Origin of the sequence: Ruegeria atlantica, from assembly GCF_013032005.1 — a bacterium.
Lineage (GTDB): Bacteria > Pseudomonadota > Alphaproteobacteria > Rhodobacterales > Rhodobacteraceae > Ruegeria > Ruegeria atlantica_A.
In genome coordinates this window covers 119,037-143,598 of the sequence record NZ_WQBE01000005.1, presented here as the reverse complement: position 1 = coordinate 143,598, position 24,562 = coordinate 119,037, and the positions used below count along the sequence as shown (strand labels likewise).

The window sequence follows — 24,562 nt, the reverse complement described above, 5'->3', positions numbered from 1 at the left end:
TGCTTCAACAGCGCAATATTGATCCCGACGGTTTAACTCAGCAAATCGTTTGGTTCGGCAAGAAATCTCATGCTGTAATCATTGAAGACCCGACAACATCATGTCGAAGATGTTGCCGGGTCGCTTTTGACCCTCTGCGGATATTTATTGAAGCTTGATGTTCAAAATCACGCTCGTCGCCTTACAACAGGAACCCTCCACCTGCTTGTACAGACTGGCCTGTGATCCACCCGGCACGGTTATCGGCAAGCAAAAGAACCGCGTTTGCGATGTCTTCAGGTTCACCGATGCGACCCATCGGTGTTTGAGCGATAATCATTCCTAGCATTTGTTCATTTGACTTTACGTCTGCCGTTATTTCCGTGTCTGTAAGTCCGGGTGCGACCGCATTGACCCGGATGCCCATTGGACCGAGTTCCGCAGCAATGAGTCTGGTTGCGTGGTCCACAGCTGCCTTTGACGATGCGTAAACCGCAGCACCAGGCATCATTCCGCGCGCGACTACCGAAGAAATATTGATGATTGCCCCCTTACTGATGGCAAGATGGGGGGTTGCCTCGCGGGCAAAAGCCAGCGGTCCAAACACGTTGGTTCGGTAAATGCTTTCGATATCCTGGTCACTGGTTTCAGACAGTGGACCCATCTTTCCTGTTCCAGCATTGTTGACCAAAACATCCAGCCGGCCAAATTTGCGGATGGTCTCCTCGATAATTCGGGCCGGTTCGCCATTTTTGCTGACATCCCCAACAATGGCGTAGGCTTGCGGCCCAAGTTTCTGAGTTGCTGCTTCAAGAACGGATTGTCTGCGACCGGTAATAACCACCTTCGCCCCATTGGCAATAAAGGCAGATGCCGTGGCTTTCCCAATTCCCGTACCACCACCGGTGATAAGGACCACTTTGTTTTCGAGGTTTTCCATTTGCTTCTCCTGATTTTTAGCGAGGGGTATGTGCCTATCCAGCCAACTTGGCTTCGGGCTGTTGTCCCGTCAGATGCGCAATCAACGCCGGAACGCTTGCTCCGATCCTGATCTGGTCCTGGCTCATCGCACTGTGGAGTACGAATGGCGGCAGATAGGTCATGCCAGTTATAAGTGCCGTCTGTCGAAACGGAGTCAGAAACTCGGACATGGAAAAATTGTTGAATGCACCAGTCCGGTAGCTTTCGACCGGTCCACCAGTGGAAACGGCAAGCACGAGCTCTTTTCCGTTTAGTTGGTTGCCACCGGGGCCATAGGCAAACCCGGCAAGCAACACCTGATCAAGCCACGCCTTGAGTACGGGCGGGGAGGAGTACCAGTAGAACGGAAACTGCAACACGACACGGTCAGCATTCCGAAGCAGGGCCTGTTCGACCTCCGGATCAAATTTCATCTCCCGCCCGCCGACGGCCATCAGGTCACGGGTTGTGATGCCTGCCACATCTGACAGGGCGTCAAACCACACTCGGTTGACCAATGAGGCTTTGAGGTTTGGATGAGCGGTCAAAACGAGAATGTTCATTGGTGATTTGTCTCTGCCGTCCGGGGAGTTGCGTTTACTTGTTGGCCAAATCTATATACTCCATCACAGACAACAATATGCCTGTTAACCATCTCTATGGTGTAGGAGATGCACCAATGCGCCTGCCTCTTTCCACTCTCGAAGTGTTCAATGCGATTGCTCAACACGGCAGCCTGAGTGCTGCTGCACAAAAGCTGGGGCTCAAACGGTCCACAGTAAGTCATCAGCTAAAGAACCTAGAAGACAGACTTGGAACTGCACTGTTCATCCGGACGACGCGGTCAATCAATCTGACAGAAGCCGGGCGTGCTCTGGCGAGAAGCTCAGGCCCGGCATTTGATCAACTTGCCGACGGGCTTGAAAGCGCACTTACAGCAGGCCATTCAGCCCGCGGTACGTTGAAGCTCGCGATTTCCGAGATCGCCTACCATCTGGTCGTTCGCGAAGCGCTGGTCTCATTCCAGGAGCTATACCCCGAGATCGAGGTTGAGCTGCTGCTAACCGATGCTTTGTCGGATGTGCTTGGCGAGGGCTTCCATGCTGGTTTTCGTATGGGTGGCATGATTGCGCAGGATATGATTGCCATCTGCTTAACAAGTCCATTGCAAACAGCTGTGGTGGCAAGCCCGAAGTATCTTGCGGAGAATGGCACCCCAGAAAACCCAAGGGATTTGTTGGAACATAATTGTCTGCGCTACCGCTTCCAAAGCTCCGGCCAATTCGCCCCCTGGACATTCACCGGCCCTGAAGGTGACTACGCCGTCGAAGTGGGCGGTAGCCTGATTGCAAACTCTTCGCCGGTCACGGTTGAAATGGCGGCCCGCGGGCTGGGAATAGCTTATACGTTTCGCGACACGTGTCTGGAATCACTGGCATCCGGTTTAGTCGAAGAAGTCTTAGTCCAAAACAGGGTTTCCATCCCCGGCATCAATATCTTTTTCCCGCGGGAATACCGTTCGATGACACCACTGCGCCTCTTTATTCAACACCTGAAAAAGAACCGCGTTGGTGCTTAATCAAAAGGGCGCTATTGAGCTCACTCCAATGTCGTCTGAATTAGCACTAAGTCCGCGACCTGTGAGTTGGCGCATCCATTGTCGCCGCGCTGCGCAGGAACGACCGGTTCTTCAGACGCGTTGCTGTGCACAAGATGATGCGCACGCGGCAAAGTCTGTGCTGCGAGCGTACGCAGCGAGAAAACCAAATTCACAGGATGGGCTCAGTGCAGTCGTTCTCCGCGCCTTAAATGAAGGACTGCTTTTTATTTGTTTGGTTAGAAAATCTCGGATTCTGGAGTCTCAAAAATTGAAAACTCTAAGTAGCTGATTTTGTTGGAACCGCAGTCTCACCACTAAGGTGATCCGACAAGAATTGTCGGAGTACGTAAATAATGGGACTGAATTAATGAGACTCGCCTGCCATTGAATTCAACACCTTATGATTTCTGCGCTTTTAGAGTGTTTCGACGGTTCAAGCGCTTCAAGTCGACGTGAAACAGTAAGCCAATGTGCCTCTTCGCAACCTGGAAACCGGCGCAGTGTGTGTTACTTGGGCGTGATTGATCAGCAGAATACCCTGCCTCAGCGTTCGGCCCAGAGCCGACCTCCAGCCGCCAACCGAGATGCTGCGGTCGCAGCTCGCTTTGCCGCCATTCGCTGCACTAGCGAGAAAGGAGGCTTGTCGAACTCTCGAACTGCGGGCACTGCTGCCACTGGTATTATCTGATGAACATTCATTTAGGTAAGGATGGGCCGCGCAGCGAATTGGCGATAACTATAACTGTTACTCGGCAAGAAGATACAACTTCAATTGCAGGCGCCCCCAGGACGTCACAAAATCACTAAGGACCTTAGGCATCTCATCGGGAAGATTGTTGGCCTCCCCAGGTTCGGTTTCGATCTCAAATAAAGGTCGTATTTGAATGAAATGTTAAATTACGCTCCTTCGCGCCAAATTCTCTGTTTTTGTCGCTCTGAAAGGTTTGTTCTCACACAAAAAAGTGCATCCATCGAAATGAGAAAGTAGCAAGTAAGGGCGACTTGCAACAATAGGTTTGCCATGAAGCTCTAGAACCATCACCTTAATCAGCCAATTATGCCTGGTACCAACTTGACAGCTATCCGACATGTCGCTCTGATGAAGAGGGAGAGTATTGGGGTAGAGCTCAACATGCGTGAATTTTATAGCGGTTTTCCGCGCGAATGCGGGATGTTAGTTCTTAGTCGCTCGGAGAAGTTTTCGCTCTACGCTGGCTCACATGACAAATCACATTATGTAAAGGCGGCTTCGTGACAGGTGTGATGAAGGCCTATGTCAGATTTGTGGACCGTGCCAACAGGACGATTGGGCGGGTCATCATGTATGGCATTTTTCTTATGATGGCGATCCTGCTGTATTCCTCTGTGTCCAAGACCTTCTTTGTCCCCTCGCTCTGGACCCTTGAAATGGCACAGTTTGCCATGGTCGCTTACTACATTCTTGGCGGTCCTTATGCGATGCAGATGGGTGCGAATGTCCGGATGGACCTGCTGTATGGAGAATGGACAGACCGCCGAAAAAGCCAGGTTGACGTGCTGACGGTGCTTTTTCTGATCGTGTATCTGGCCTTTTTATTGTGGGGAGGTTGGGACAGTTTGATGTATTCGTTCCAATATGGCGGCGAGAGGTCCTCGTCCGCGTGGCGCCCCTATATCTGGCCCATCAAAACGATCATGGTGGTTGGCATTCTGCTGATGCTGTTGCAGTCAATCTCGGAACTGTTCAAAGACATCTTGCGGTTGCGAGGACATGATATGGGTCCGAAAGATGATGAGCCGGTGCATATGGCCCCCGAAGACCTTGAAGGGGGACACCGCGGGTGAGCTATGAATTGATAGCCGCGCTCATGTTCTCGACCATGATGCTGATGCTGTTAACCGGGCAGCGTGTATTCGGGGCTATCGGGTTCGTAGCAGTGATTGCCGCCTTTTTCCTGTGGGGCGACAGGGGGGGCTATGATCTGGGGTTTGCGGCAGCGATCAAGGTCATGCGCTGGTACCCCCTGCTTACGCTGCCGATGTTCATTTTCATGGGATACGTTTTGTCGGAATCCCGGATCGCGGATGACCTGTATCGTATGTTCCATGTCTGGATGGGCGGTCTTTCCGGCGGGCTGGCTATAGGCACAATCGGTCTGATGGTTCTGATCTCAGCCATGAACGGATTGTCCGTTGCAGGTATGGCGATTGGAGCGACAATTGCTTTGCCCGAATTGCTGCGCCGGAACTATGACAAGCGTATGGTGACGGGGGTCATACAGGCTGGTTCATCCTTGGGAATTCTCGTGCCGCCTTCCGTTGTGTTGGTCCTTTACGCCATGATTGCCCGTCAACCGGTCGGGCAGCTTTGGCTGGCAGGCGTTATTCCCGGTTTGATGATGGCCACGCTGTTCATCATCTACATCGCCATCCGCTGTCGCCTGAACCCATCGCTCGGCCCTGTGATGAGCGCCGAAGAACGCGCGCAGGTCACCTGGAGCGAAAAACTCCGCCTGCTGGGGGCTGGTCTGCTGCCCATAGGCATCTTTGCGGTGATGATGGTGCCCTTCGTGAATGGCTGGACCTCACTGGTCGAAAGCTCGGCCTTGGGGGCAATCGCGGCCTTGATGGCGGCGGTTCTGAAACGCCGCATGACGTGGCAGGTTTTTGAGACCTCGATCAAACAGACGCTTGGAATAACCTGCATGTTTATGTGGATCATCCTTGCGGCCCTGGCCTTCGGCGCGGTTTTTGACGGGCTGGGCGCGGTCAAGGCGATCGAAAACCTGTTTACGGTGCAGCTGGGCCTGAACCCGTGGATCATCCTGATCCTGATGCAGCTCAGCTTTCTGGTTATGGGTACGTTTCTGGATGACACCGCCATGCTGGTCATCGTAGCTCCGTTATACGTGCCGCTGGTCGGTGCGCTGGGGTTTGATCTGATATGGTACGGTGTCCTCTACACGATCACATGTCAGATCGCCTATATGACTCCGCCTTTTGGGTACAACCTGTTTTTGATGCGGGCCATGGCCCCACCAGAGGTGACGATTGGAGATATTTACAGGTCCATCATACCGTTTGTGGCAGTGATGGCATTGGCTTTGGGATTGGTGATGGCCTTCCCAGACATCGCATTGTGGCTTCCGGGCATCGTCTACGGAAACTGAGCACGTAAAGAACGAGAAACCGGGTTAACCGGATCAAGTTCAATGAAAAGCACAGGAGAGGAAGACCATGACTACAAGACGTAGATTTTTGCGGACCGCCGCTTTGGCCGCGCCCGCGACGCTTGCTGCACCGGCTATTGTAAAGGCGCAGGCCCCCATCAAATGGCGGTTCCAGACCTATGCCGGAGGCGCGTTGGGCGAGCATGTGACCAAGCCTGCAATTGACTACATCAACGCCAATGCCAACGGTGAGCTGGAAATCGAGCTGTTCTTCGCAGATCAGATTGTGCCCACGGGCGAGCTGTTCCAAGCGCTTCAGCGCGGAACAATCGACGGGGTTCATTCGGACGATGACTCGATGGCGTCACCGACACCGCTTCGCGTCTTTGGCGGGTACTTCCCCTTCGCGACAAAGCACATTCTCGACGTGCCGGTTTTGTTCAATCAATACGGGTTGGCGGACATTTGGCGCGACGAGTATGCCAAAGTTGGCGTTCAGTGGTTGTCTGCTGCCGGGCAGGACCCGTGCAACTTCAACACAAAGAAGGAAATTACATCGGTTGCTGATCTGGATGGGCTAAAACTATACACCTTCCCAACGGCTGGTCGGTTCCTCGCCAAGTTTGGCGTCGTGCCGGTGAACATTCCCTACGAAGACGCGGAAGTCGCCGTACAGACCGGAGAGCTTGACGGCATGGCGTGGTCGGGCATTACCGAGGATTACACGGTTGGTTGGGCTGATGTGACGGACTATTTCCTGACCAACAACATCTCGGGTGCGTGGATCGGATCTTGGTTTGCAAACCAAGAGCGTTGGGCTGAATTACCAGATCACCTGAAATCCGTCGTGATGGCAGGTATCGAAGCAGGTCACACCTATCGCAATCAATGGTATTGGGGCGGAGAAGCGGCACTGCGCGCAAATGGCGATAAGCTGGAATTGCGATCAGTGCCTGCGTCCGAATGGGCCGAGGTCGAGAATGCAGCCAAAGAGTTCTGGGAAGAAATTGCCCAGGAAGGCGAAGTGCATGAGAAAATCGTTGGAATTTTCCGAGAATACAACAGTGTGATCAACCAAGCCGGTGCGCCGTACAACTTTGAGTGATACGTTAGAAGTGGCCTCTGACAGGGGCCACTTCTAATTCCCTTTTTTAGTATTGTGGCAGCCAGATTAAATCTCGGAGCATTTTCTAACTGAAGGCGTTGCCATGCAAGTTGCAATCAGTGTCAGTCGGGCCAGTAGAATTGTCTAAAATGCCGCGCCGAGTTTTCACCACTCGGCGAGAGTGCGGTAGTTAGTGCCTGACCATCGGTCAATGGTGATGCGACTGTGAGGCACCCGTTTCCCAAAAGACCTGTTCAGAAAACCTTAGTATAGCGAGCCGTTTTCCAAGTACGGTGATCTGATTGGTCGCCCCGTTGGCATTTCGGCGAGACAAAACCGCGCCGTTGTTTGCAATTGGTTATTTGTGAGGAGTTCAGCATGACGGACATTTCAGTAATAGGTCTTGGGTCCATGGGTACAGCGCTTGCCCGAGCTCAAATGAAAGCAGGCCGATCTGTAACTGTTTGGAATAGGACACCCGAGAAAGCTAGCGCTCTTGGTTCCGAAGGAGCAACTGTGGCGGCCACTGTTTCTGAGGCGATATCTGCCAGTCCTGTAACGATTACCTGCGTAAAATCACACCCGCAGACAATAGAACTCTTGTCCAATGCGGCTAATTCGCTGCCCAACAAGACCATAATCGAACTCTCAACTGGAGGCGCAGAGGATGCTGAAGACTTAGCGCAACTCGTGGAAAACGCTGGCGCCTCGTGGATGGTTGGCATCATCAATGCTTATCCGCATATGATCGGAGATAAGGATACCGTCCTGTCGGTCGTTGGAACCGAAGAACAGTGGAAGATCCACGGTCCAATCATTAGAAATTTGGGCGGAAGCTCTGTCCATGTGGGTGGCCAAGCTGGAATGCTGGCTGCACTCTTTGCGGGACTTTTTACGGTTCGCCAAGGTTTCATGTGGGGAATGATTTACGGAGCGCTGGCAGCGAAGAAAGCAGGTATCCCCATGCAAACCTTCTCAGATCTTGTGCCCATATCTATGGGAATGATGAAACCTTATTACGACTACTTTGCCGCGACAGCGCCTCAAGCCACCTATGACAACCCACCAGCCTCGATGAGTACTTACGCCGCAGCTTTGGAAGATGTTCTCGCTAGTTTTGAGGCTCTTGGCGCCCGGGATGAATTGCCCCGACTGTTTGTTGAGATGGCGCAATTGGGTATGGATCAAGGGCTTGAAGACAAGGCTCTCACTGCGATAATAGACGTCCTTGCGCAAAAGCATTAATTATCACAACGATAGAGCAAACCGCGATTTCTGCTTTGGGCTCCAAGCCGATCTTGGAGGCGGTGCAGCATCCTGTTATCGTCCCTCGTCATCGTCGGGTTGTCGTTGTGGGCGTGTATAGCGGAGCGGAGGATCAGTTATGGAAACCCAGACTTACCTGCCATTCGCGCTCTTTGCCCGGCCTGGAACAACGGCCGGATCGTCGGCCAGAAGCGACAATTGAAACCAAAGCACGTCTGGGTAAACCGCACTGCGGACAAAGCGGCCTTTGGTTCTCCAAACTAATCGGACATTTTTGGTTTTAGACTAGGCGGTTGTGTAGAGTGACAGGACTACTTGTCTTCTCTTCCGTAAGCACAATATCTCAATTGGCACCCTCATTGGATGCTGAGGAGGCCGCTACCAATCGAATTTCTATCATATCTTTAGGTCCAGGCGCGGCTTCCAAAAAGGGCGGAAGAGTTCAATCTTGGGGCATCGGTTCATCACGACTTTAAGGCCCGCCGCTTCAGCGAGTTGCGCTGCTTGGTCGTCGTACACACCGATTTGACCCCAAAGAACTTTTGCCCCGATAGCGATAGCCTTCTCGGCAAAGCCATACAACTCTTCCTTTGGGCGGAAGACATCAACCATATCAACATGTTTGTCGATCTCTTCTAGCGAGTGGTAGACCTTGAGTCCTCTAATTTCCGAAACATTCGGGTTAGGATTCACCGGTACAATATCATAGCCGATTTCACTGAGCTGTCGCAGAACGCCATAACTGAATTTTGTTTTGTCCGCACTAGCCCCCACCATTGCAATGGTTTTGACCGACTGCAGGATGTCGGCTAGGTACTTGGGGTCGTAATCGTAGATGCGATCAATATCTGCTTCGGGCATCGGTTAACCTTCCTTCGGCGTCGCAATGTCAGCCTTGAGTTCGTGGGGTTTGAGTGGGTCGAGAAACGGATTGCGGTACAGCTTGTCATGGCTCTCGACCCCTATCTCAAGCGTGATGTCGGATGTTGGACGTGCCACGCAAAGGATCACATATCCGTTCGCGATTTGCCGATTATTCAGCGCAACCTGTCGGCGTTGATCGATCGCGCCAGTCTTTAGTTTTGCCGCGCAGGTAATGCAGCCGCCATACTTGCACCCAAAAGGCAAGTCGACGCCCTGTTCTCTCAGCGTTTCCAGAAGTGGACGCCGCGCATCCACACAGTATTGCGCGCCATCTCTGTTCGCGATCGTCACGGTATACATAGTCATAGCCAGATGTCGCTTGTGCAATCACCGCCCGGATACCGGCTCTCGTGACAGCGCGATGGACCATTCGGTTCTTTGCCAAAGTCCACAATGAAATCCTCGTTGATCTTCATGCCACCGTTTTCAGGGTCGCAATCGATCATCACCATAACCCCGCCCTTTTCGCGGATCTCGGGATAGAACTGGTTATCCCAAGTCGAAAACAGCGAGGTCGTGACATAAAGCCTTCGTCCGTCGAGAGAGAGCTGGAACATTTGCGGACCACCCGCGACCTCGACCCCGTTAACGATCGGAGCTTTACCCAAAAGACCCCCCATAAACACTTGGCCGGTCAGCTTGGGATTATGCGGGTCGGTGATGTCATACTGGCGCATATCTCCATGCAGCCAATTGTTCAGGTACAAGTATTTGTCGTCCATCGAGATCAGGATCGCCGACATAACCCCCGGCAACGGGATCGGCCATTCGGGGTGCATTTCGTTTTCCACGTCGATGATCTTTTCCCACCGCCACTTTTTAGCATCGTCTTGCCACCAATGGATCACATTGGTCGAAAGAGCTGCGCCACAGAACCCATGCGTGCTGTCGGGGTCATGGTGGAACTTGACTTCCAGTGGCAACAGCCCGTCTTCACCCAAGTAGAAGCTTTCGACCGGTTCGCGCTTTTCGAAATCCCAAAAATGCAGCTCCCGCCCATATTTCAGATGGCCCACTTCTTCCAGATCGAAGCCCGGCATGAAGGTATTGGGCGCAGCCCATTCGGAACTGACCATCACGTTGTGGCGCGGTTGGTACCAGAAATCGTAGCCAAACTTGATATCGCCCATCGAGGTTTCCCAGCGACCGACGATGTTGAACTCTTTGTCGAGATGCAGATAGCCTCCAGGAGCTTCACCCTTGGCATTTCCAAGGAAGGAAATGATGATTTCCGAGCCCAAACAATGCACCGTATGTGGGCCCGATAAATCTGCCTTGGCCTTGATCTCGGCCCCGTCGATGACCTTATGCAACCGCGGCGCACGCGGGTCAGTGGCTGTATCAACGATGTGAAGGTTGTTAGAGCGTACGCCTGGCAGGATCAGGTATTTGCGGGACATCGAGCCGTCGTCATGACAGGACGAACAGGCGTTCCACCCCATGTGGTGAAGCTCGTCCCCAATCCCCGGCATTTCCAGCCTATTGATTACCTGAGAATAGGTCGGGCTGTCAGGGTCGACATCCACAGTAGCAAGGTAATCAGGTTTCTGGATCCCTGTCCCGGTGTAGATGGCGATCGTGTAGAGTAGCTTTTCTCGGGGGGCTTTGATGGCTTCTTGCGGACTCTTGAAGCCCGGTCCACAGCATTGTCCATCCATCGTGTGCTCCTCCCTTGATTCCCTAAATTGTATCGTATATCGAAAACTTAGTTATCATAAAGTGAGAAAAATGTATCTCAAACGATTAGCGCTGATTTTGGAAATCGTGGGTCAAAAAGGACGTGCGTCCGTAGCGGATATCTGTGCCCAGTCCGATATACCTAAACCGACGGCCTACAGGCTGGTTCAAGACCTTGTTTTGTCCGGCCTACTTGAATCACCAACCCGCGGTGAGTTCGCGATTGGGATTAGGCTAAAGCGTATCACGTTGAGCGATCACTCTGATCCCGCTCTTTTGCAGGTGATTGCGCCTGTCCTCTCTGGCGCCGCGAATGACTATGGCGCTGCGTTCTTCTTGTCTCGGCTACGGGGCCATTGGGTTGAGATTATTCATGTGGAGACACCGCAGACGGGCGTGTCTTTTCTTCATCCAGGTATGGGCAAACGACCAATGCACGCGTGCTCTTGCGCCAAGGCAATCGCCGCCGTGTCGCCTGAGCTGCTGTCTCAAGACCGATTGGATGGGCAGCTTAAGCGGTACACAGATCGCACGATTACAGACCCTAAGGATCTGGCCGCGGAACTCGATGTCATTCGAGCCAAAGGGTATGCCGTATGTGTTGAAGAGCTCGAGCGCGGGATCAGTTCTGTCGCAACAACGCTGACCAAAACAGGTGTTGGTGCGACGCTTTCAATCGGCGCCACCGCGTCTCTTCGGGTGTTTACACCTTCGAAGCGAGAAAAGATTGGCCATACACTTACCACAATGTCACACGAACTTGCACGCGCGCTAGGATGGGGTGAAGCAGATAAAGAAAGGATACCCGCTTAGGTTCATGGGTATCGCAGTGCTGTAGGTTAACGCCATCCAGCAGGACTGGTGTGTTTTGCGACCTTCGCCGCTTTTAGGTCAATGAAGGAGACAAATATGGACGATGCAATGTTTGGTGGGTTCTTCGTGATCAACGTAAAACCTGAGTATCGGCAGCCCTTTTTGGACGCCAGCATCTTCCAAGCGCAAAATGTTGTCAGTGAAGAACCCGAAGTTTTCCAGTTTCATATTATGGTGGATGAAACAAACCCAAATCGTTTCTATTTCTACGAAGTGTTCAGGAACGAAGCCGCGGTCCAAGATCATTGGGAATCTGAAACCTTCAACAACTGGTTGAACACTGTCCGAAAGATGCTGGATGGTGAGATCGAACTTGTTGCCAGGATGCGCTCGCTTTTTCCGACGCCAAAAGGTTTCGAGGCGCAAAAAGCAAGCCTGCTACTATGGTAAAATTGACCGACGTTTGAGATTTTCATCCGTGCGACAACACTACGGGTTTTGGTGCTGGTCCGCTTTGGACTCGATGCGATCATGCGATGATATTTCGAGAGCGTCTTCGATGCGCTCGAAGCTGACACCCGACAGATTTGACTGAACAGCTGCCAGCCTATTTCAGAGAAAAAGGGAATTTCGTATGAACAGATGGATTTATTTTGGGTTCGCGTTGCTGGTTTCAGCGTGCAGCCCACCTACACAGGCTCCATTGGTCACTGACGCGAACGGTCAGACTGCCATCCAAATCAACACAAGCGGGCTGACATGCTACGGGTCGACCTGTCTGGAGATTACAAGAGGCAGCGTTCGCGCGATCGGACACAAGAGAGCTCGGATCCCAAAAGGTATCGATGTCAGCAGCGGAACCGTCACTCCAGACGAGTTCAAGCGGATGCGCCAATCAGCGATGCTGGCGGGGGGACCCGGTTCTGGCAATCGGTAAAGGAAGGAGAGGTCACGATATGTTCAACGATGACGTCCAGGCACGATGCCCGGAATGCGGATCGCTGGATACGGTGGTTACGGGTGAGAAGGCTGCCTGCAATGCATGTGGGTACGAGGAGCCTTTTCTGTTCGATGAGGCGGTGCGCGACGGATCGCATGAGGTTGTGGCCAACGCGCAGAAAATGGCACGGGCGAGAGACGTTCTGCAGCGATGGGATTTTGCAGGGTAAATGGGTGGCTGAGGGGGCCAGAAATCCAGAAAAGTGAAAACGCGCTGTGCGGGCCTCTCAGGGACGAAACGAGGGCCGCGCCTGTCACGAGATGAAAAAATCCGTTAACCCCTCTTTGAATGGGCGTAGAAGGGGTTACTCTGCTGCGACTTGCTCGGTAGGGCTCAAACGCTTCATTCTGCGCGGGCTGCGCTGTAATCCTCGTCTGAGACATGCTCCATCCAATCCGCAGTCTTGCCCTCAACAGAGGTCTGCACAGCCAGATGGGTCATCGCACAGTCAGGCGACGCGCCGTGCCAATGCCGCTCTCCTGGCGCGAACCACACCGTATCGCCAGGGCGCAACACCTGCACTGGCTGCCCCTCAGACCCAGCCAGGCCCAAGCCCGACAAAACATGCAGCGTTTGACCGGCAGGGTGCGTGTGCCAAGCTGTCCGTGCGCCGGGCTCAAAAGTCACCGTAAGGATCTTGACCGGCGAGGGATCATTCCCCGTTACAACGGGATCAAAGCGGACCGTACCGGTGAAATACTCATTGCCGGGAAATTGAGAGGGCCGGTCCCCGGCGCGGTGAATCTCCATGATGTGCTCCTTCGATGCGCTGCTCTTGGCGACTTAGCAGAGTTCCGATTTCAAACCCAGAGGCGCGCCGGGTCGACGCGGCCATCAGAGCGCCATTGTCGAATGCCCAGAATGCGACTGGAACCGGTCATCGGTTTGAACAGGACCTACGGCCAAGTTGCAGACAAAGCCGTCTCAGGCTGGCGCTGCAGATTTCGCTTTTCCACCGACAACCCACAAACACAACACCGCAAGCAAAACCTCTATCGCAAATGCGGCAAGAATGTTTTCGGATGGCCAACCATCGAGGACGAAACTGATTGTCCTGCCCACGGCGAAAGCTGAGAAAACCGTAGCCCCAAGCAAGGCTGAGGCCTGGACCAACTTTTGGTAAAAGGCTCCGCACAAAATGATCAGGCCAAGTACCGCGAGATTGGCAGCAGGTGCACGCAACTCGCTCATCAGGTTTGGCTGCGGCGAGAGTACGATGCCGTAGTTGGCGTAGAAAGACTGTGGGTCCAGAGTGATGGCCAGACCGATGGCGAATGCAGTTAATCCGGACATGCCCAAGATAAGCCTGCCTCTAAGTTCAAGTTTCATGTTTGTCTCCAATTTCCTTTGGCCTGCCTCAAGCGGCTTTGGTCCACGCGCCAGACATTTCAGCTTTGTTTGCGAAGTCGGCGAAGTCGCGTGGCGCGCGTCCTAGCGCACGCTGGACCCCGTCCGCGAGGTTCGCATTGCGCCCGTCCAGCGTTTCACGCGCGATGTCCGTAATCACATCAGCAATCATCTCGCCATTCGCATGCGCGATTTCCGCGTGGAAGTCTTCGAATGAAATTGGCAGGTATTGCACAGTCCTGCCCATGGCGCGCGAAAGCTCTGCGGCCATGTCGGCAAACGTCATGAGACGTGGTCCCGTGACCTCGTACAGTTCGCCGTCGTGTCCTTCTTCTGTCAAAGCAGCTACGGCAACATCGGCGATGTCGTCCACGTCGATGATCGGTTCGCGTACTTCGCCGGCGGGCATCGGCAAGACACCTGCCATGACCGGACCAAGCAATGCCCCTTCAGAGAAGTTTTGTGCAAACCATGCTGCACGAACGATAGTGAACGGAACTCCGGAATTGCGTACGACTGCTTCCGCTCGTTCCGCATGAAACTCGCCACGCCCGGTCAGCAGAACAAGACGCTGTAATCCCTTTTCACGAGCCAATGCTGTGAAGGCTTCGACTTGCTCAACCGCGCCAGGAAAAGCGATGTCAGGAAAGTAAGAAATATAGGCAGCCGAAACGCCTTCCAGGATTGCGGGCCAGGTCTGCGGTTGTTCCCAGTCAAATGGCGTTTCACTGTTCCGCGATCCGCGCCGGACTGTCTGCCCTTTTTCTTCCAGACGTGTCGCGATCCGCGATCCGGTTTTACCTGTTGCGCCAAGTACAAGAATGGTTTGCTGTGTCATTGGTCATCTCCTTGAGTTCAGTTGATGGCCCGAAATTAAGCAATCATAAGAGATGTTCTATTCTTCAAAATCCCGCATTCTTATCCAATCGTCCAAACCGAATAGACGAACAAGTGAATTTCGTCCAATCTCATGACATGAACCAGTTTGACCCTCATGTCCCCGACCCCGATGCGCTGGCGCAGCCGATTGGCGATCCGCTGGGGGAAATCCTTCATCTTCTGAAGCTCACCGGCACATTCTACTGCCAGTCGCGCATGTCCGCTCCTTGGGGCGTGTCCATACCAGGCTTTCCCGACATACTGAGCTTTGCGGTCATTACGCACGGGCGTTGCTTCATGAAGGTCGGACAAGATGACCCCTTTGAGGTCGAAAAAGGCGACCTGGTCTTGATGACCAACGGTGCGCCCATCGGTTTTTTCAGCTCGGAAGACACGCCGCTTTTGACGCTGGAAGAGTTGCCCATTCGCAAGGTGACCGAGCTCTATGAAACACTGGAATACGGTGGTGGTGGAGCGGAGACGGGCATCATGTACGGCCTCGTCCGGATCGATCACGCCGCCAGTGGTATGTTGATGGGCTTGCTTCCGGATGTGCTCAAAATCGACCCGTGGGAAGAGGATGCCGGAAGCTGGCTACAGGCGACTTTGCAATTCATCGCAAAAGAGGCGCGGGAATTGAGACCGGGTGGCGAAACCGTGATTACGCGCCTGGCAGATGTCGTTGTCATCGAGGCCATTCGTCGTTGGCTGAACAGCGCACCAGACGCAAACCGCGGCTGGTTGAAAGCGGCGCGAGACCCGCAGATCGGGCGCACGATAATCGCCATTCACCGTACGCCTGCTGCGGCTTGGACAGTCGAGTCTCTCGCGGAGGTTGCTGGTATGTCCAGATCCGCGTTCGCGGCGCGGTTTACTGGGTTGGTAGGCGTTCCAGCAATCCAGTATCTTGCAACGTGGCGTATGCACCTGGCCAACGAAAGGTTGGTGTCCACCGATCAACCAATCTCGCAGATCGCCGCTGACATCGGATACTTGTCAGAGCCTGCCTTCAACAAAGCCTTCAAACGGGTATTTGGCGCACCACCGGGAAAAATCAGGAAGAACGGAGTTCACTCCGTATCCAGGCGAAACTTGAGAAACTGAGCATCTTCGTATTCGATCTCGCCGATGTGTTTGGCACCGAGTTTCCGGAGTGCACCCAGATTATTTCTACTTGGTGGCAGCAGAAACGTGACAAAGGGGATACGTTTGTCAGCGATCGCAAAGTCGATTGCCATTTTGGAAATCCGTTTCCCAAGTCCAAAGGCGTCGGGCCGCAAAACCAACCCAAAATCCCATTCGTCACCTTCTTTTTGAAAGCCCCCCCAACCAACATACCGACCGCCTGACAAAAACGCCCAATGTCCAAGACCGTCCCGTGCCCAGTAGTCTTCCTTTTTGGCGATAAACTCTCTTGCGACCTCAACATTCCAATTGAACGTCAAAAGCGGCATATGCTCTGCTACCCGGGGGGCGGACATATGAACCGCAATGTCATTCGGATCGATTTCCGAAAGGCGTGCAAATGAAATCCCATCTTTCATCATTGTACTCACTTGATGGCCCGAGCTGTCCCTTGCATGCAAAGTAATTATGGCGCGAATACTGTTTCACAGCTTTCTCGCGACAATGTACCGGCTCGGCAATAACCCGGCTTGATCCGCTGTCTCAACGATATCGAAGCCCGCACGTTCAATAGCGTGCTGGAGTTCAGCTACGGATACAAAATTTACGAACGGAGCTTTCCCGAGCACCTGCATAATCGGGATCGCTATTCGGCTGATTATGCCATATTTGAACCCTCCACTCTCTGGAGCGCAGACGGTCTTGGAAATGAATACTCCACCGGGTTTTGTAAGGGTCGCAATGTGTTCGAGTGCATGGCCCATATCAGGTACAAGGTGCAGTAGATTATGTGCGAGGACAGCGTCGTAAGAACCGTCGTCAGGATCGTGCTGCAGAACCTCGGCCACTTTGAACGTTACATTCTCCAGCTCTTCTTCAGCGAGTTTCTCATTGGCGATTTCGATCATCCCCGGTGCGAGATCGGAGGCAGTGACTTGAGCCACATGCGGTGCCAGTAGTAACGCAGTTGACCCCGTCCCACACCCGATTTCCAACACACTGTCTTCGGCTTGCAGGTAGGACTTTGTACGTTCGAGCGTGTTCAGATACCCTTCCATGTTCCGGATAGGATCAGCCGCATATTTGCGCGAAATCTTGCTCCAGAACGCGGCATCTTTGGACAATGCAGCCATATCGTTTCTCTTTTCCTTTGGTGTCACCGCAGCCAATATCTTAAAACGCCGATTTATTAAATTGCCAGATATTGCAGAACTGTTATGCATTAATGCATGAATTGGAAGGCTATCAATTTCGATTGGAACCAGGCTCGGTCCTTTCTTGCAACGGCAGAAGAAGGATCGTTTTCCGCCGCGGCGCGCGTGCTTGAGCAGACCCAGCCAACCGTCGGTCGTCAGGTCGCCGCGCTGGAACAGGCGCTTGGCGTCACCTTGTTTGAAAGGGTTGGCAAGTCGCTTAATCTGACAACAGCCGGTACTGAGCTTTTGGTGCATGTCAGTGAAATGGCAAATGTCGCAAACAAAATTTCTCTGACCGCAAGAAGCCAGTCACAAGCAGTTGAAGGGCAAGTCAGGATCACTGCTTCCGACGTGATGTCAGCCTATCAGCTACCGCCTATTCTCAAACAAATCAGGCTCGCGGCACCGCGGCTTGAGATCGACGTTGTCGCAGCAAATGACATACGAGACATACAGCGGCGCGAGGCAGATATCGCAATTCGGCATGTGCGCCCGACACAGCCGGACCTGATTGCAAAGCTCGTGGCAGAAGCGACGGCACATTTTTACGCTGCCCCTTCATACCTCGAACAGGTTGGGCGACCACGAAATGAAGACGAACTTGCTAAGTTGGATTTCGTCGGCTTTGGCGATGTTGACACGATGATTGGATTTCTCAATCCGGCTGGCATCGAAGTAACCCGCGAGAATTTTCGGATTGGATCGCAGAGCGGGATAGTGTCATGGGAGCTTGTGCGCCAAGGCTTCGGCATTAGTGTTATGTCAGACGATGTGGCGGCCCTGACATCCGGTGTGGAGCGTGTTCTGCCCGAACGCGAGCCGTTCAAGTTTCCTATCTGGTTGGCCACACACTCTGAGTTACAAACAGCGCGAAGGATCAGGTTGGTTTTTGATCAGCTTGCAGACCATCTCGGCTCGCGGACAAATTATTGAACGTGAGTTGGTCTGGTGTGTGAACTGGAACCTGCTTCGGGCTCAAGGCAGTCATCTGAGTCTTTCTGTCAGATGACGGCTTAGGAACGGATAGCGGTCATTGTTGGTGGTCATTCCGAGGAATTTCGCCTGAAGGTCTGCATTGAACGCGCAGCGGACGTTCGCTGAAATCTGCTGAACGGCAGAAATGCGGGACGAAGCCGCCGCTGCGAGATGCTGGGTGAAGGTCCGCTTTGTTTAACTCTGGAAGTTGAAGCACAATGTAGAGGACGGCCAGATGAGGTCCACACAACATTGCCAAATTATTCAATGCAGGATGACTGCCTAAACGCGGCTATGGGGATCAAAGTTTGCGAAAGGTCTGCCGAGAATCCGCCACTGTTTTCATCGATCAACCCAGCCATTTGGAATAGTCGCTGACCAACAGATGTGTCGGAGCGACATCCTCCTGAATCTCGGCAAATCGGCCAATTGGGTCACGAAAAATATTGTCGGTCTCGTCGTCATTGACGGTCGAGACCTCGCCTATCAGCACATCCCCGCCTTCGCCCCAGAACGCGTGCCAATCACCAGGACGCAGGGTAACGTTTTCACCCGGTGCCAGGCGCGGCTTCTCGCCCGGTTGATAATGATGTCGGAAGCCGTCCAGCCATACCACACCGCCGCGATCCTCTGCAAAACCACCCGCGTTGCCTGAGCCGAAAAGCTCAATAATCAGAGTTGCGCCACCGCGGTTGATGATATCCTCAGCTTTCAGAACATGCGTGTGCATGGGCGACAGCTGGTCCTGCCTTGAAATCAACAGCTTCTCGGCGTAGCACATGCCGCCGCCCTTGGCCAAATCACTCTGTAACCGTTGCGTAGGGTAAAGAGGAACAGGCCCATCTTGTCAAAATCACCGTCACCATAATCGGTGATGTCCCAACCGCACCTTGCATCAATCACGTGACGGGCATCACTTTCACGGGCCTTAAACTCCTTGGGTGTCCAAAAGGCAAAGGGCGGCAACGTGAACCCGTGAGTGCGGATCATCTCATCTGCTTGGGCCATGATTTCATTGATGCGCGAACGCTTCATGCCGGCACTCTTTTGGTTTTGAGGATTTCGATTACCATGGCTGCGGTCCACGTAAAGCTGCCGCCGCCACAAGGTTCACCACTCATCGGGTCATAATATTCTGCAAAGCCGCTTTTCTGAATAAGCTTTAGGCTGTCGGCGAGGATGCGTTGTGCCATTTCCCCCTGCCCGGACTGACCTAGACCTTCAGCAATCAAATAATTTACGATTAACCATGTCGGCCCGCGCCAGTAGCGCAGGCTGTCAAAAGCGCCATCTGCCGGATCGTGACTGGGCACCAGATAGCCGCATCGCTGGCCCAACAAGGCGATCCTGCGTACCAACTCCTCAGCGCGGCCATGAGGGACATCGGCAATTGCTGCGAGTAGCCCTGCTACCGTGGGCGTGCTCTGCAGATGACCAGCAGCGCGGTTGTAACACGTGTATTGTCCAAGTGTCCGATTCCAAAGGCTTTCCAATGCCGCACGACCCTTCACGGCCATTGTTCGTGCCTCCGAAGCCATTGAGGTATCGCCCAGGACTTCGGCCAAATCCGCTACATCGTCGCAGGACCGTATCAGGATACCGTTGAAGCCCGGATCAACCAGCCGGAAGGGTGAGGCATCGTGGAGCTTCGCATTGTCCCAACCAAGCCCTCGGAAATGTTCAAGCAGCCAGATGTAACACTTGTATTGCTCGTCCGACGGGCGGTGATCAGGATTGGCGTGTGTCGTATCGCGCCGCGTAAATGGCGCGACGCCCTCGATCGGCATGGCTTCCAGCGCTTCATCCCAATCCACCGAGTTGTCTCGGCCAGACTCCCAAGGGTGAATGATTGCGACCAACCCCGTACCGTCGGGATCGCGGTCGCGATAGAACCATTGGTGCCACGCATGAACCTTTGGTAGGAGCTCAGCCAACCGTTCGCGCGCAACAGCCTTGTCGTTGGACCGATCGTAGAGCTTCCGCACAGCAAAGCCCGCGACCGCTGGCTGGGTGATGCCAGTCGTGGGTATAACTTGACCGGTTTTCCAGACTTCAGGGCCTGGGAAATATCCGTCATCGGGTTCATGAAAGATGATATGGGGCACCATACCATCGTCCCATTGATGAGCCATAAGAGTCTCGACCTCGACCCATGCCCGATTCATGTCAAAATGTGAGAAGCCAAGCGCGGACAATGCGCTGTCCCAATTCCACTGAAAGGGATAGAGGCCATGGGTGGGAACTGTATAGCTACCCCGGTCATTTCCTTCCATTACTTCACGAGCCTGATCAATCAGCGCTTGGCTCATATATCTTCTCCTTTACGCGACAGCCAAAGTGGTTTCGGGGTCAAACCAGCGACCCCGGCCTTCTTGCGGCGCCAGCGTAAGTACGTCACCAGGTTTCACGCTGAGCTCACTGTCCAGGACGGCGCGGAACTGGTGTCCGTCCACTTCACAAGTCACGAGCAAATGTGCGCCCAGAGGCTCCACTACTTTGGCTCGCGCTCCAAAACCCTGATCCGCAATGCGCAGATCTTCTGGACGGATGGCCCATTTAAGATCTTTTCCATTTGCCGGCCCGTCAAAGCTCTGTCCCGCCACTGTCCAGCGACCAGAGCCCGCAGCTTCAGCGGGGAGGAAATTCATCGGAGGGTTGCCGATGAAACTGGCCACAAACTCGGCCGCTGGATCCCTGTACACTTCGATGGGTGAGGCTGCCTGAACAATTTTGCCCTGATGCATAACGCTGATCCGGTCAGCCATGGACATAGCTTCGACCTGATCGTGTGTCACATAGATGGCGGTGGTTTTGCTTTCGGCCAGAACGCCTTTCAACTCGGCACGCATCTCCATGCGTAGGAGCGCGTCAAGGTTCGACAGCGGCTCATCCATCAGGATCACGTCCGGCTCCATTGCCAACGCACGGGCAACAGCGACCCGTTGACGTTGGCCGCCGGACAATTCTCCCGAATAGCGCTTTAGAAGCTGTTCGATATGCATCAGCCCAGCAGTTCTCTCGACCCGGCGTTTGACTTCATCATCGGGCAGCTTTTGCATCCGAAGACCAAAGCCAATGTTCTCGAACACAGTCAGGTGTGGGAACACCGCATAGTTCTGGAACACCATCGAGATGCCGCGATCTTTGGGCGACAGGTGATCTACCCGGCGGCCACCGATCCAGATTTCACCGGTCGTAGCCGTTTCCAACCCTGCGATAATGCGTAAAAGCGTAGATTTACCACAGCCCGAGGCGCCCAAAAGGACCATAAATTCCTGGTCTGCGATGGTCAGGTTGATGTCGTGAAGAGCCTGGTAAGATCCAAAGTTCTTGGCGACGTTCTTGATCTGTATTTCAGCCATAACAGTTTCCTTTCAGCCACCGCTCAGCGGTTGGCGATGCCCCACATCGCAAAGAGATATTTGCGCACGGCGAAGATGAAGATCAGCGCAGGCACCACGAGGATAAAGCCGCCTGCAAATTTCAGGTGCAAAGGGGCCTCGCCCAGGGTCTGCAACAGGAACGCGGGAAGCGTCCGGTTCTCGATGGTCAGAACGGCGGCCGCGAACACTTCGTTCCACGAGATCACAAAGGCGAAAATCGCCGAAGCTGTGATCCCTGGTAGCACCAAAGGCAGGATCACCTTGGTGAATGCGGTCAGCCGTGTGCAGCCCAATGTCCAGGCCGCTTCTTCGAGCTCCAGCGGGATACCCGAGAAGAGCGAAAAGGTGATGAGCACCGCGAAGGGGATCGCCAACGTTGTATGAACCAGCGCCAGACCAAAAGCCGTATCATCCAAGCCCGTACGGATGAAGAGAACTGCCAAGGGTAGTGCCAAAAGCGGAAGCGGGAAGGCCCGTGTCAGCAGGATCAGCAGTCGGAACAGTTCTTTCCCTCGGAAGTCGAACCGCGATAGCGCGTAGCCCGCGGGGGCGCCTATGGCGATGGACATCACCATCGTCATCAAAGCCACCACAACCGAGTTCCAAAGCGCCCTCAGCATCCCCTGGAACCCCATAAAGAACTCTAGAGATCCCATATTGAACTCCGGAATGAAGCTCTTGGGAAAACTGTTCACCGTATCCGGTGAAGACATCGTGTTCACGAACAGTAGGTAGAGCGGAATAATCACCCAAGCGCACAGCAGGATAACCCCAGCCCGATAGAGCCCCCTTCCCGCTTTGCGGGCGTCAGGGGCCACAACGTCTGCAACTGCCGTCATATCGTGGCTCCTTTCGGGACGCGCAGAGCGCGCATGATGATCAGAGTGAAGACGATCGAGATGATCAGAACGATGATCGCCAGCGCTGCTGCTGCTCCGCCATTCTGCAAGTCAAACTGATAGGCGTAGATTTCGCCCATAAGCACCGGGAATATCGTTCCCCCAAGGGCTGCGACCACAGCAAAGACTTCAAAGGCCAGAATGACACGCAGGACCAGGGCAGTTTGCAGCGATGGGCGCAGAAGCGGCAAAGTGATCCTGGTGAACTGTTTCCAGCGCGAGGCGCCAAACACATCCGCAGCCTCGTAGTATTCCTTGGGTATCAGACCGATGCCCGCCACAAGGATCACAAGCATAATCGCGGTCGCGCGCCAAATCTCGGCAAGCATAATCGCCAGGAACACAACCCAGGGTGTTTGATAACTCAGCAAACTTACAGGTTGGTCAGTGACACCAAGCCCGACCATCATCGAGTTCAGAAAGCCCGACTGCTCGAAGATCGCCAGCCAGATGATACCGGCTGCAAGGTCAGATATTCCCAAAGGAATTGTCCAAATATACAGAACCAGATCGCGGCCCTTTTGCATCTTCGTGACCATCGTGGCCATCAGAAGTGACAGCGCCAGTTGAATTGGCACCACGGCTGCGGCCAGAAGGAAAGTGTTCTTCATCGAAATCGGGAACTTCCAGTAGCTCACAACCTCGCGAAAATTATCCAGTGAGAAGCCGTTCTCAGTTCCAAACGCCTGCTGCGCCACCAACGCAAACGGGTATAGGAAAAACAGGCAGAGAAACAGGGTCACCGGGAGGATCAGAAAGTAAGGCAATAGCCGCGCTTCCATCGGACCGCTCCTTTAAGTTGGGAATTTGCTGGGGAGCCGGGCCACAGCTTCCGCGGCCCGGCAGTCATGGAAGGTCTTATTCGACCGGGCAGGCACCTTCCGAAGGCGCATCTGGTGCCCAGCAAGGCGCGCCGGTCTCGGTCATGATCTTTTCCAGCTGTTTCTTTTGATCTTCCAGAACCTGCTCAATGGGTTGACCAGCCAGAACAATGCGTTCGAACGCATCCACGTATACACGGTTGAAGTCGCCGCCCATGCTACCCAGACCAGCGGGTAATAGGCCGGGATTAGCATCCGCCGAGCTGCTCATCTTGGCAACCGCTTCGCCGGCAGCTTTGACCGAAGGAGGTAGGCCGTCTGGTAGCTCAACATCAACCACAGGGAAGAAGTTAGTGGCTTTAAGGGTTGCGATCTGTGTCTCGGGCTGCATCAGATAAGTCACCAAAGCTTTGGCACCTTCGACATCCGGCGCGGTGCGTGGGATGGCAACACCTGCTAAAACAGGCATGAAGCCACGACCGGTCGGACCAGCAGGCGCCGGGAAGGCGACGAAGTCGTCGGGGCGCTCATTAAACGCCTGCGCCAAACGCGAGGTGTGGTCAAAGACAATCCAGGCATCGCCGTTCAACAGCTGCTCCTGCATGAATGAGAAGTTGGTTGATGCGGGGTTCGTATGGCTCCAAAGTTCTTTGAACTTTTCCCATGCCGTCACAGCCTCGGGCGAAGCAAAGGTCCGCACAACACCGTTGGTGTAGGACGGGTAAAGATAACCTTGGAAAAAGCGGTGTTTCAGACCCTTGGGTCCCGCTGGAAAGCCGAACTTCTTCTGACCCGTCGCTTCTTCAACGTTCGCCGCCCACGCGATCAACTGGTCATAGGTCAGTGCATTGATGTCCGCACCTTCAGGCAGGTATTGTAGCGCTTCCGTATTGGCGGCCATGATATAGCTCGCTTGCATCCACGGCATATATTGCAGACTGTCGGTTCCCAGCTTAGCCAGATCATTGAAAGTGTCTGAGGCCGACATGACGCCAAGATCGCTAAGGTCCATCAGGTCATCAGGCTTCATCGCCGAGAAGTTGCCATGCAAGGAACCCAGCAAGTCAATGCTGCCTGAGTCGGCTTGCAGCTCGGCTTGCAAGCGAGTGAGCCAGGGGCCATCTTCGTTCGGTTGGTAGTCAACCCCGCCCTCGAAGCCACCAAGAACCTCAGTCCGCATAGCCTGCGCTTCTTCGGCGGGCCGGGCCTGGGTCGACCAGAACAGAGTTTCAGCTTGCACGGCAGCTGCGCCAACAAGCATCGCAACACCGGACACGGCACCCGACAGTTTCAGATGAATCGACATGATTTCCTCCCTATGTCTGAGGCTGACCGAAACCCGACAACCTCTCTCCCTCGCCGACACCTTTGGGTCAGTCTGCGGGCGAATGCAGTTAATATGATATATCGTTGTATCTTGAGTCAAGCCTGTTGCCGCCAAGCTTTCGCCATAATTTGCTTGCC

The 24,562-nt window shown here is 53.9% G+C and carries 25 protein-coding genes and 2 pseudogenes; 11 read left to right on the top strand and 16 right to left on the bottom strand.

All coding sequences use genetic code 11. From position 1 onward, the window contains the following. Nucleotides 1-181: 181 nt before the first annotated feature. Together GOX21_RS11550 and GOX21_RS11545 are read right to left on the bottom strand one after the other, a co-directional pair. Nucleotides 182-919, bottom strand: a complete 738-nt coding sequence (locus GOX21_RS11550) for an SDR family NAD(P)-dependent oxidoreductase (protein WP_170377350.1) — start codon at nucleotides 917-919, stop codon at nucleotides 182-184. 34 nt (nucleotides 920-953) lie between these two features. Then, a complete protein-coding gene (locus tag GOX21_RS11545) occupies nucleotides 954-1,502 on the bottom strand; it encodes an NAD(P)H-dependent oxidoreductase (protein ID WP_170377348.1) in 549 nt (182 codons plus the stop codon). 116 nt (nucleotides 1,503-1,618) lie between these two features. Here GOX21_RS11545 and GOX21_RS11540 point away from each other — a divergent pair, with 116 nt between their 5' ends. From GOX21_RS11540 to GOX21_RS11520, 5 genes are all read left to right on the top strand, one after another. Further along, nucleotides 1,619-2,518 carry a LysR family transcriptional regulator gene (locus GOX21_RS11540; RefSeq protein ID WP_170377346.1) on the top strand — a complete coding sequence of 300 codons (900 nt, stop codon included), beginning with the start codon at nucleotides 1,619-1,621 and terminating at the stop codon, nucleotides 2,516-2,518. A gap of 1,272 nt (nucleotides 2,519-3,790) precedes the next feature. Beyond that, nucleotides 3,791-4,363, top strand: a complete 573-nt coding sequence (locus tag GOX21_RS11535; protein WP_425082651.1) for a TRAP transporter small permease subunit — start codon at nucleotides 3,791-3,793, stop codon at nucleotides 4,361-4,363. Further along, on the top strand, nucleotides 4,360-5,688 hold the full coding sequence (locus tag GOX21_RS11530) for a TRAP transporter large permease (protein ID WP_170350254.1): 1,329 nt from the start codon (nucleotides 4,360-4,362) through the stop codon (nucleotides 5,686-5,688). Before GOX21_RS11535 ends, GOX21_RS11530 begins: the two co-directional genes overlap by 4 nt. Before the next feature lie 67 nt (nucleotides 5,689-5,755). Further along, nucleotides 5,756-6,793 carry a TRAP transporter substrate-binding protein gene (locus tag GOX21_RS11525; protein ID WP_170377344.1) on the top strand — a complete coding sequence of 346 codons (1,038 nt, stop codon included), beginning with the start codon at nucleotides 5,756-5,758 and terminating at the stop codon, nucleotides 6,791-6,793. Nucleotides 6,794-7,141: 348 nt separating this feature from the next. Continuing rightward, nucleotides 7,142-8,038 (top strand): NAD(P)-dependent oxidoreductase, encoded by an 897-nt coding sequence (locus GOX21_RS11520; protein WP_368040013.1) that lies wholly within the window; start codon nucleotides 7,142-7,144, stop codon nucleotides 8,036-8,038. A gap of 417 nt (nucleotides 8,039-8,455) precedes the next feature. Here the strand turns inward: GOX21_RS11520 and GOX21_RS11515 are convergent, their stop codons facing one another. From GOX21_RS11515 to GOX21_RS11505, 3 genes are read right to left on the bottom strand one after another with little or no spacing between them, the layout of a single operon-like run. Beyond that, the gene (locus GOX21_RS11515; RefSeq protein ID WP_170350251.1) at nucleotides 8,456-8,920 is read right to left on the bottom strand and encodes a CoA-binding protein; all 465 of its coding nucleotides are present in this window, start codon (nucleotides 8,918-8,920) and stop codon (nucleotides 8,456-8,458) included. A 3-nt stretch (nucleotides 8,921-8,923) separates the two neighbouring features. Next, a complete protein-coding gene (locus tag GOX21_RS11510) occupies nucleotides 8,924-9,289 on the bottom strand; it encodes a 2Fe-2S iron-sulfur cluster-binding protein (protein WP_170377340.1) in 366 nt (121 codons plus the stop codon). Next, a complete protein-coding gene (locus GOX21_RS11505; protein ID WP_170377337.1) occupies nucleotides 9,286-10,641 on the bottom strand; it encodes a selenium-binding family protein in 1,356 nt (451 codons plus the stop codon). Before GOX21_RS11505 ends, GOX21_RS11510 begins: the two co-directional genes overlap by 4 nt. A gap of 70 nt (nucleotides 10,642-10,711) precedes the next feature. Between GOX21_RS11505 and GOX21_RS11500 the strand changes: the two genes are divergently transcribed. The 3 genes from GOX21_RS11500 (at nucleotide 10,712) to GOX21_RS11490 (ending at nucleotide 12,642) form a co-directional block, all read left to right on the top strand. After that, nucleotides 10,712-11,473 (top strand): IclR family transcriptional regulator, encoded by a 762-nt coding sequence (locus tag GOX21_RS11500; protein ID WP_170377336.1) that lies wholly within the window; start codon nucleotides 10,712-10,714, stop codon nucleotides 11,471-11,473. 96 nt (nucleotides 11,474-11,569) lie between these two features. Further along, on the top strand, nucleotides 11,570-11,923 hold the full coding sequence (locus GOX21_RS11495; RefSeq protein ID WP_010437910.1) for a putative quinol monooxygenase: 354 nt from the start codon (nucleotides 11,570-11,572) through the stop codon (nucleotides 11,921-11,923). Between the two features lie 506 nt (nucleotides 11,924-12,429). After that, entirely contained in the window at nucleotides 12,430-12,642 is a 213-nt protein-coding gene (locus GOX21_RS11490; protein WP_170377334.1) for a hypothetical protein, read from the top strand. Nucleotides 12,643-12,815: 173 nt separating this feature from the next. Here GOX21_RS11490 and GOX21_RS11485 read toward each other — a convergent pair whose 3' ends face one another. From GOX21_RS11485 to GOX21_RS11475, 3 genes are all read right to left on the bottom strand, one after another. Next, nucleotides 12,816-13,223 carry a (R)-mandelonitrile lyase gene (locus tag GOX21_RS11485; RefSeq protein ID WP_170350246.1) on the bottom strand — a complete coding sequence of 136 codons (408 nt, stop codon included), beginning with the start codon at nucleotides 13,221-13,223 and terminating at the stop codon, nucleotides 12,816-12,818. A 174-nt stretch (nucleotides 13,224-13,397) separates the two neighbouring features. Continuing rightward, complete coding sequence (locus GOX21_RS11480; protein ID WP_170350245.1) at nucleotides 13,398-13,802, bottom strand: DUF4345 domain-containing protein; 405 nt, start codon at nucleotides 13,800-13,802, stop codon at nucleotides 13,398-13,400. Nucleotides 13,803-13,830: 28 nt separating this feature from the next. Next, complete coding sequence (locus tag GOX21_RS11475) at nucleotides 13,831-14,658, bottom strand: NmrA family NAD(P)-binding protein (protein ID WP_170377331.1); 828 nt, start codon at nucleotides 14,656-14,658, stop codon at nucleotides 13,831-13,833. 11 nt (nucleotides 14,659-14,669) lie between these two features. Here GOX21_RS11475 and GOX21_RS11470 point away from each other — a divergent pair, with 11 nt between their 5' ends. Beyond that, a complete protein-coding gene (locus tag GOX21_RS11470; RefSeq protein WP_217353038.1) occupies nucleotides 14,670-15,803 on the top strand; it encodes an AraC family transcriptional regulator in 1,134 nt (377 codons plus the stop codon). On the opposite strand, the gene GOX21_RS11465 is transcribed toward GOX21_RS11470, so the two are convergent. Continuing rightward, nucleotides 15,770-16,243 carry a GNAT family N-acetyltransferase gene (locus GOX21_RS11465; RefSeq protein ID WP_170377543.1) on the bottom strand — a complete coding sequence of 158 codons (474 nt, stop codon included), beginning with the start codon at nucleotides 16,241-16,243 and terminating at the stop codon, nucleotides 15,770-15,772. The two genes, GOX21_RS11470 and GOX21_RS11465, sit on opposite strands and share 34 nt — an antisense overlap. Before the next feature lie 66 nt (nucleotides 16,244-16,309). Further along, nucleotides 16,310-16,957, bottom strand: coding sequence for a class I SAM-dependent methyltransferase (locus GOX21_RS11460; RefSeq protein ID WP_170377329.1), 648 nt, complete (start codon nucleotides 16,955-16,957; stop codon nucleotides 16,310-16,312). A 96-nt stretch (nucleotides 16,958-17,053) separates the two neighbouring features. Between GOX21_RS11460 and GOX21_RS21735 the strand changes: the two are divergent. Both GOX21_RS21735 and GOX21_RS11455 read left to right on the top strand, forming a co-directional pair. Then, nucleotides 17,054-17,197: pseudogene (locus GOX21_RS21735) on the top strand (LysR family transcriptional regulator); the annotation flags it as partial. 87 nt (nucleotides 17,198-17,284) lie between these two features. Continuing rightward, on the top strand, nucleotides 17,285-17,953 hold the full coding sequence (locus GOX21_RS11455; RefSeq protein WP_368040017.1) for a LysR substrate-binding domain-containing protein: 669 nt from the start codon (nucleotides 17,285-17,287) through the stop codon (nucleotides 17,951-17,953). Nucleotides 17,954-18,344: 391 nt separating this feature from the next. Here the strand turns inward: GOX21_RS11455 and GOX21_RS11450 are convergent. From GOX21_RS11450 to GOX21_RS11425, 6 genes and pseudogenes are all read right to left on the bottom strand, one after another. Next, nucleotides 18,345-19,030, bottom strand: a pseudogene (locus GOX21_RS11450) (D-lyxose/D-mannose family sugar isomerase). Then, complete coding sequence (locus GOX21_RS11445) at nucleotides 19,027-20,304, bottom strand: MGH1-like glycoside hydrolase domain-containing protein (protein ID WP_170350240.1); 1,278 nt, start codon at nucleotides 20,302-20,304, stop codon at nucleotides 19,027-19,029. Before GOX21_RS11445 ends, GOX21_RS11450 begins: the two are co-directional and overlap by 4 nt. A gap of 12 nt (nucleotides 20,305-20,316) precedes the next feature. Continuing rightward, on the bottom strand, nucleotides 20,317-21,357 hold the full coding sequence (locus GOX21_RS11440) for an ABC transporter ATP-binding protein (protein ID WP_170350239.1): 1,041 nt from the start codon (nucleotides 21,355-21,357) through the stop codon (nucleotides 20,317-20,319). A 23-nt stretch (nucleotides 21,358-21,380) separates the two neighbouring features. Next, nucleotides 21,381-22,217, bottom strand: a complete 837-nt coding sequence (locus tag GOX21_RS11435; protein ID WP_117871523.1) for a carbohydrate ABC transporter permease — start codon at nucleotides 22,215-22,217, stop codon at nucleotides 21,381-21,383. After that, nucleotides 22,214-23,059, bottom strand: a complete 846-nt coding sequence (locus GOX21_RS11430; RefSeq protein WP_170350238.1) for a carbohydrate ABC transporter permease — start codon at nucleotides 23,057-23,059, stop codon at nucleotides 22,214-22,216. Before GOX21_RS11430 ends, GOX21_RS11435 begins: the two co-directional genes overlap by 4 nt. 76 nt (nucleotides 23,060-23,135) lie before the next feature. Beyond that, the gene (locus GOX21_RS11425; RefSeq protein WP_170377326.1) at nucleotides 23,136-24,404 is read right to left on the bottom strand and encodes an ABC transporter substrate-binding protein; all 1,269 of its coding nucleotides are present in this window, start codon (nucleotides 24,402-24,404) and stop codon (nucleotides 23,136-23,138) included. Nucleotides 24,405-24,562 lie beyond the last annotated feature (158 nt).

Bases quoted from the DNA above. Each gene is read 5' to 3' on its own strand.
- GOX21_RS11550 (WP_170377350.1), bottom strand. From the start codon at position 919: ATGGAAAACCTCGAAAACAAAGTGGTCCTTATCACCGGTGGTGGTACG.
- GOX21_RS11545 (WP_170377348.1), bottom strand. From the start codon at position 1,502: ATGAACATTCTCGTTTTGACCGCTCATCCAAACCTCAAAGCCTCATTG.
- GOX21_RS11540 (WP_170377346.1), top strand. From the start codon at position 1,619: ATGCGCCTGCCTCTTTCCACTCTCGAAGTGTTCAATGCGATTGCTCAA.
- GOX21_RS11525 (WP_170377344.1), top strand. From the start codon at position 5,756: ATGACTACAAGACGTAGATTTTTGCGGACCGCCGCTTTGGCCGCGCCC.
- GOX21_RS11515 (WP_170350251.1), bottom strand. From the start codon at position 8,920: ATGCCCGAAGCAGATATTGATCGCATCTACGATTACGACCCCAAGTAC.
- GOX21_RS11510 (WP_170377340.1), bottom strand. From the start codon at position 9,289: ATGACTATGTATACCGTGACGATCGCGAACAGAGATGGCGCGCAATAC.
- GOX21_RS11505 (WP_170377337.1), bottom strand. From the start codon at position 10,641: ATGGATGGACAATGCTGTGGACCGGGCTTCAAGAGTCCGCAAGAAGCC.
- GOX21_RS11500 (WP_170377336.1), top strand. From the start codon at position 10,712: ATGTATCTCAAACGATTAGCGCTGATTTTGGAAATCGTGGGTCAAAAA.
- GOX21_RS11495 (WP_010437910.1), top strand. From the start codon at position 11,570: ATGGACGATGCAATGTTTGGTGGGTTCTTCGTGATCAACGTAAAACCT.
- GOX21_RS11490 (WP_170377334.1), top strand. From the start codon at position 12,430: ATGTTCAACGATGACGTCCAGGCACGATGCCCGGAATGCGGATCGCTG.
- GOX21_RS11485 (WP_170350246.1), bottom strand. From the start codon at position 13,223: ATGGAGATTCACCGCGCCGGGGACCGGCCCTCTCAATTTCCCGGCAAT.
- GOX21_RS11480 (WP_170350245.1), bottom strand. From the start codon at position 13,802: ATGAAACTTGAACTTAGAGGCAGGCTTATCTTGGGCATGTCCGGATTA.
- GOX21_RS11475 (WP_170377331.1), bottom strand. From the start codon at position 14,658: ATGACACAGCAAACCATTCTTGTACTTGGCGCAACAGGTAAAACCGGA.
- GOX21_RS11465 (WP_170377543.1), bottom strand. From the start codon at position 16,243: ATGAAAGATGGGATTTCATTTGCACGCCTTTCGGAAATCGATCCGAAT.
- GOX21_RS11460 (WP_170377329.1), bottom strand. From the start codon at position 16,957: ATGGCTGCATTGTCCAAAGATGCCGCGTTCTGGAGCAAGATTTCGCGC.
- GOX21_RS11455 (WP_368040017.1), top strand. From the start codon at position 17,285: ATGGCAAATGTCGCAAACAAAATTTCTCTGACCGCAAGAAGCCAGTCA.
- GOX21_RS11445 (WP_170350240.1), bottom strand. From the start codon at position 20,304: ATGAGCCAAGCGCTGATTGATCAGGCTCGTGAAGTAATGGAAGGAAAT.
- GOX21_RS11440 (WP_170350239.1), bottom strand. From the start codon at position 21,357: ATGGCTGAAATACAGATCAAGAACGTCGCCAAGAACTTTGGATCTTAC.
- GOX21_RS11435 (WP_117871523.1), bottom strand. From the start codon at position 22,217: ATGACGGCAGTTGCAGACGTTGTGGCCCCTGACGCCCGCAAAGCGGGA.
- GOX21_RS11430 (WP_170350238.1), bottom strand. From the start codon at position 23,059: ATGGAAGCGCGGCTATTGCCTTACTTTCTGATCCTCCCGGTGACCCTG.
- GOX21_RS11425 (WP_170377326.1), bottom strand. From the start codon at position 24,404: ATGTCGATTCATCTGAAACTGTCGGGTGCCGTGTCCGGTGTTGCGATG.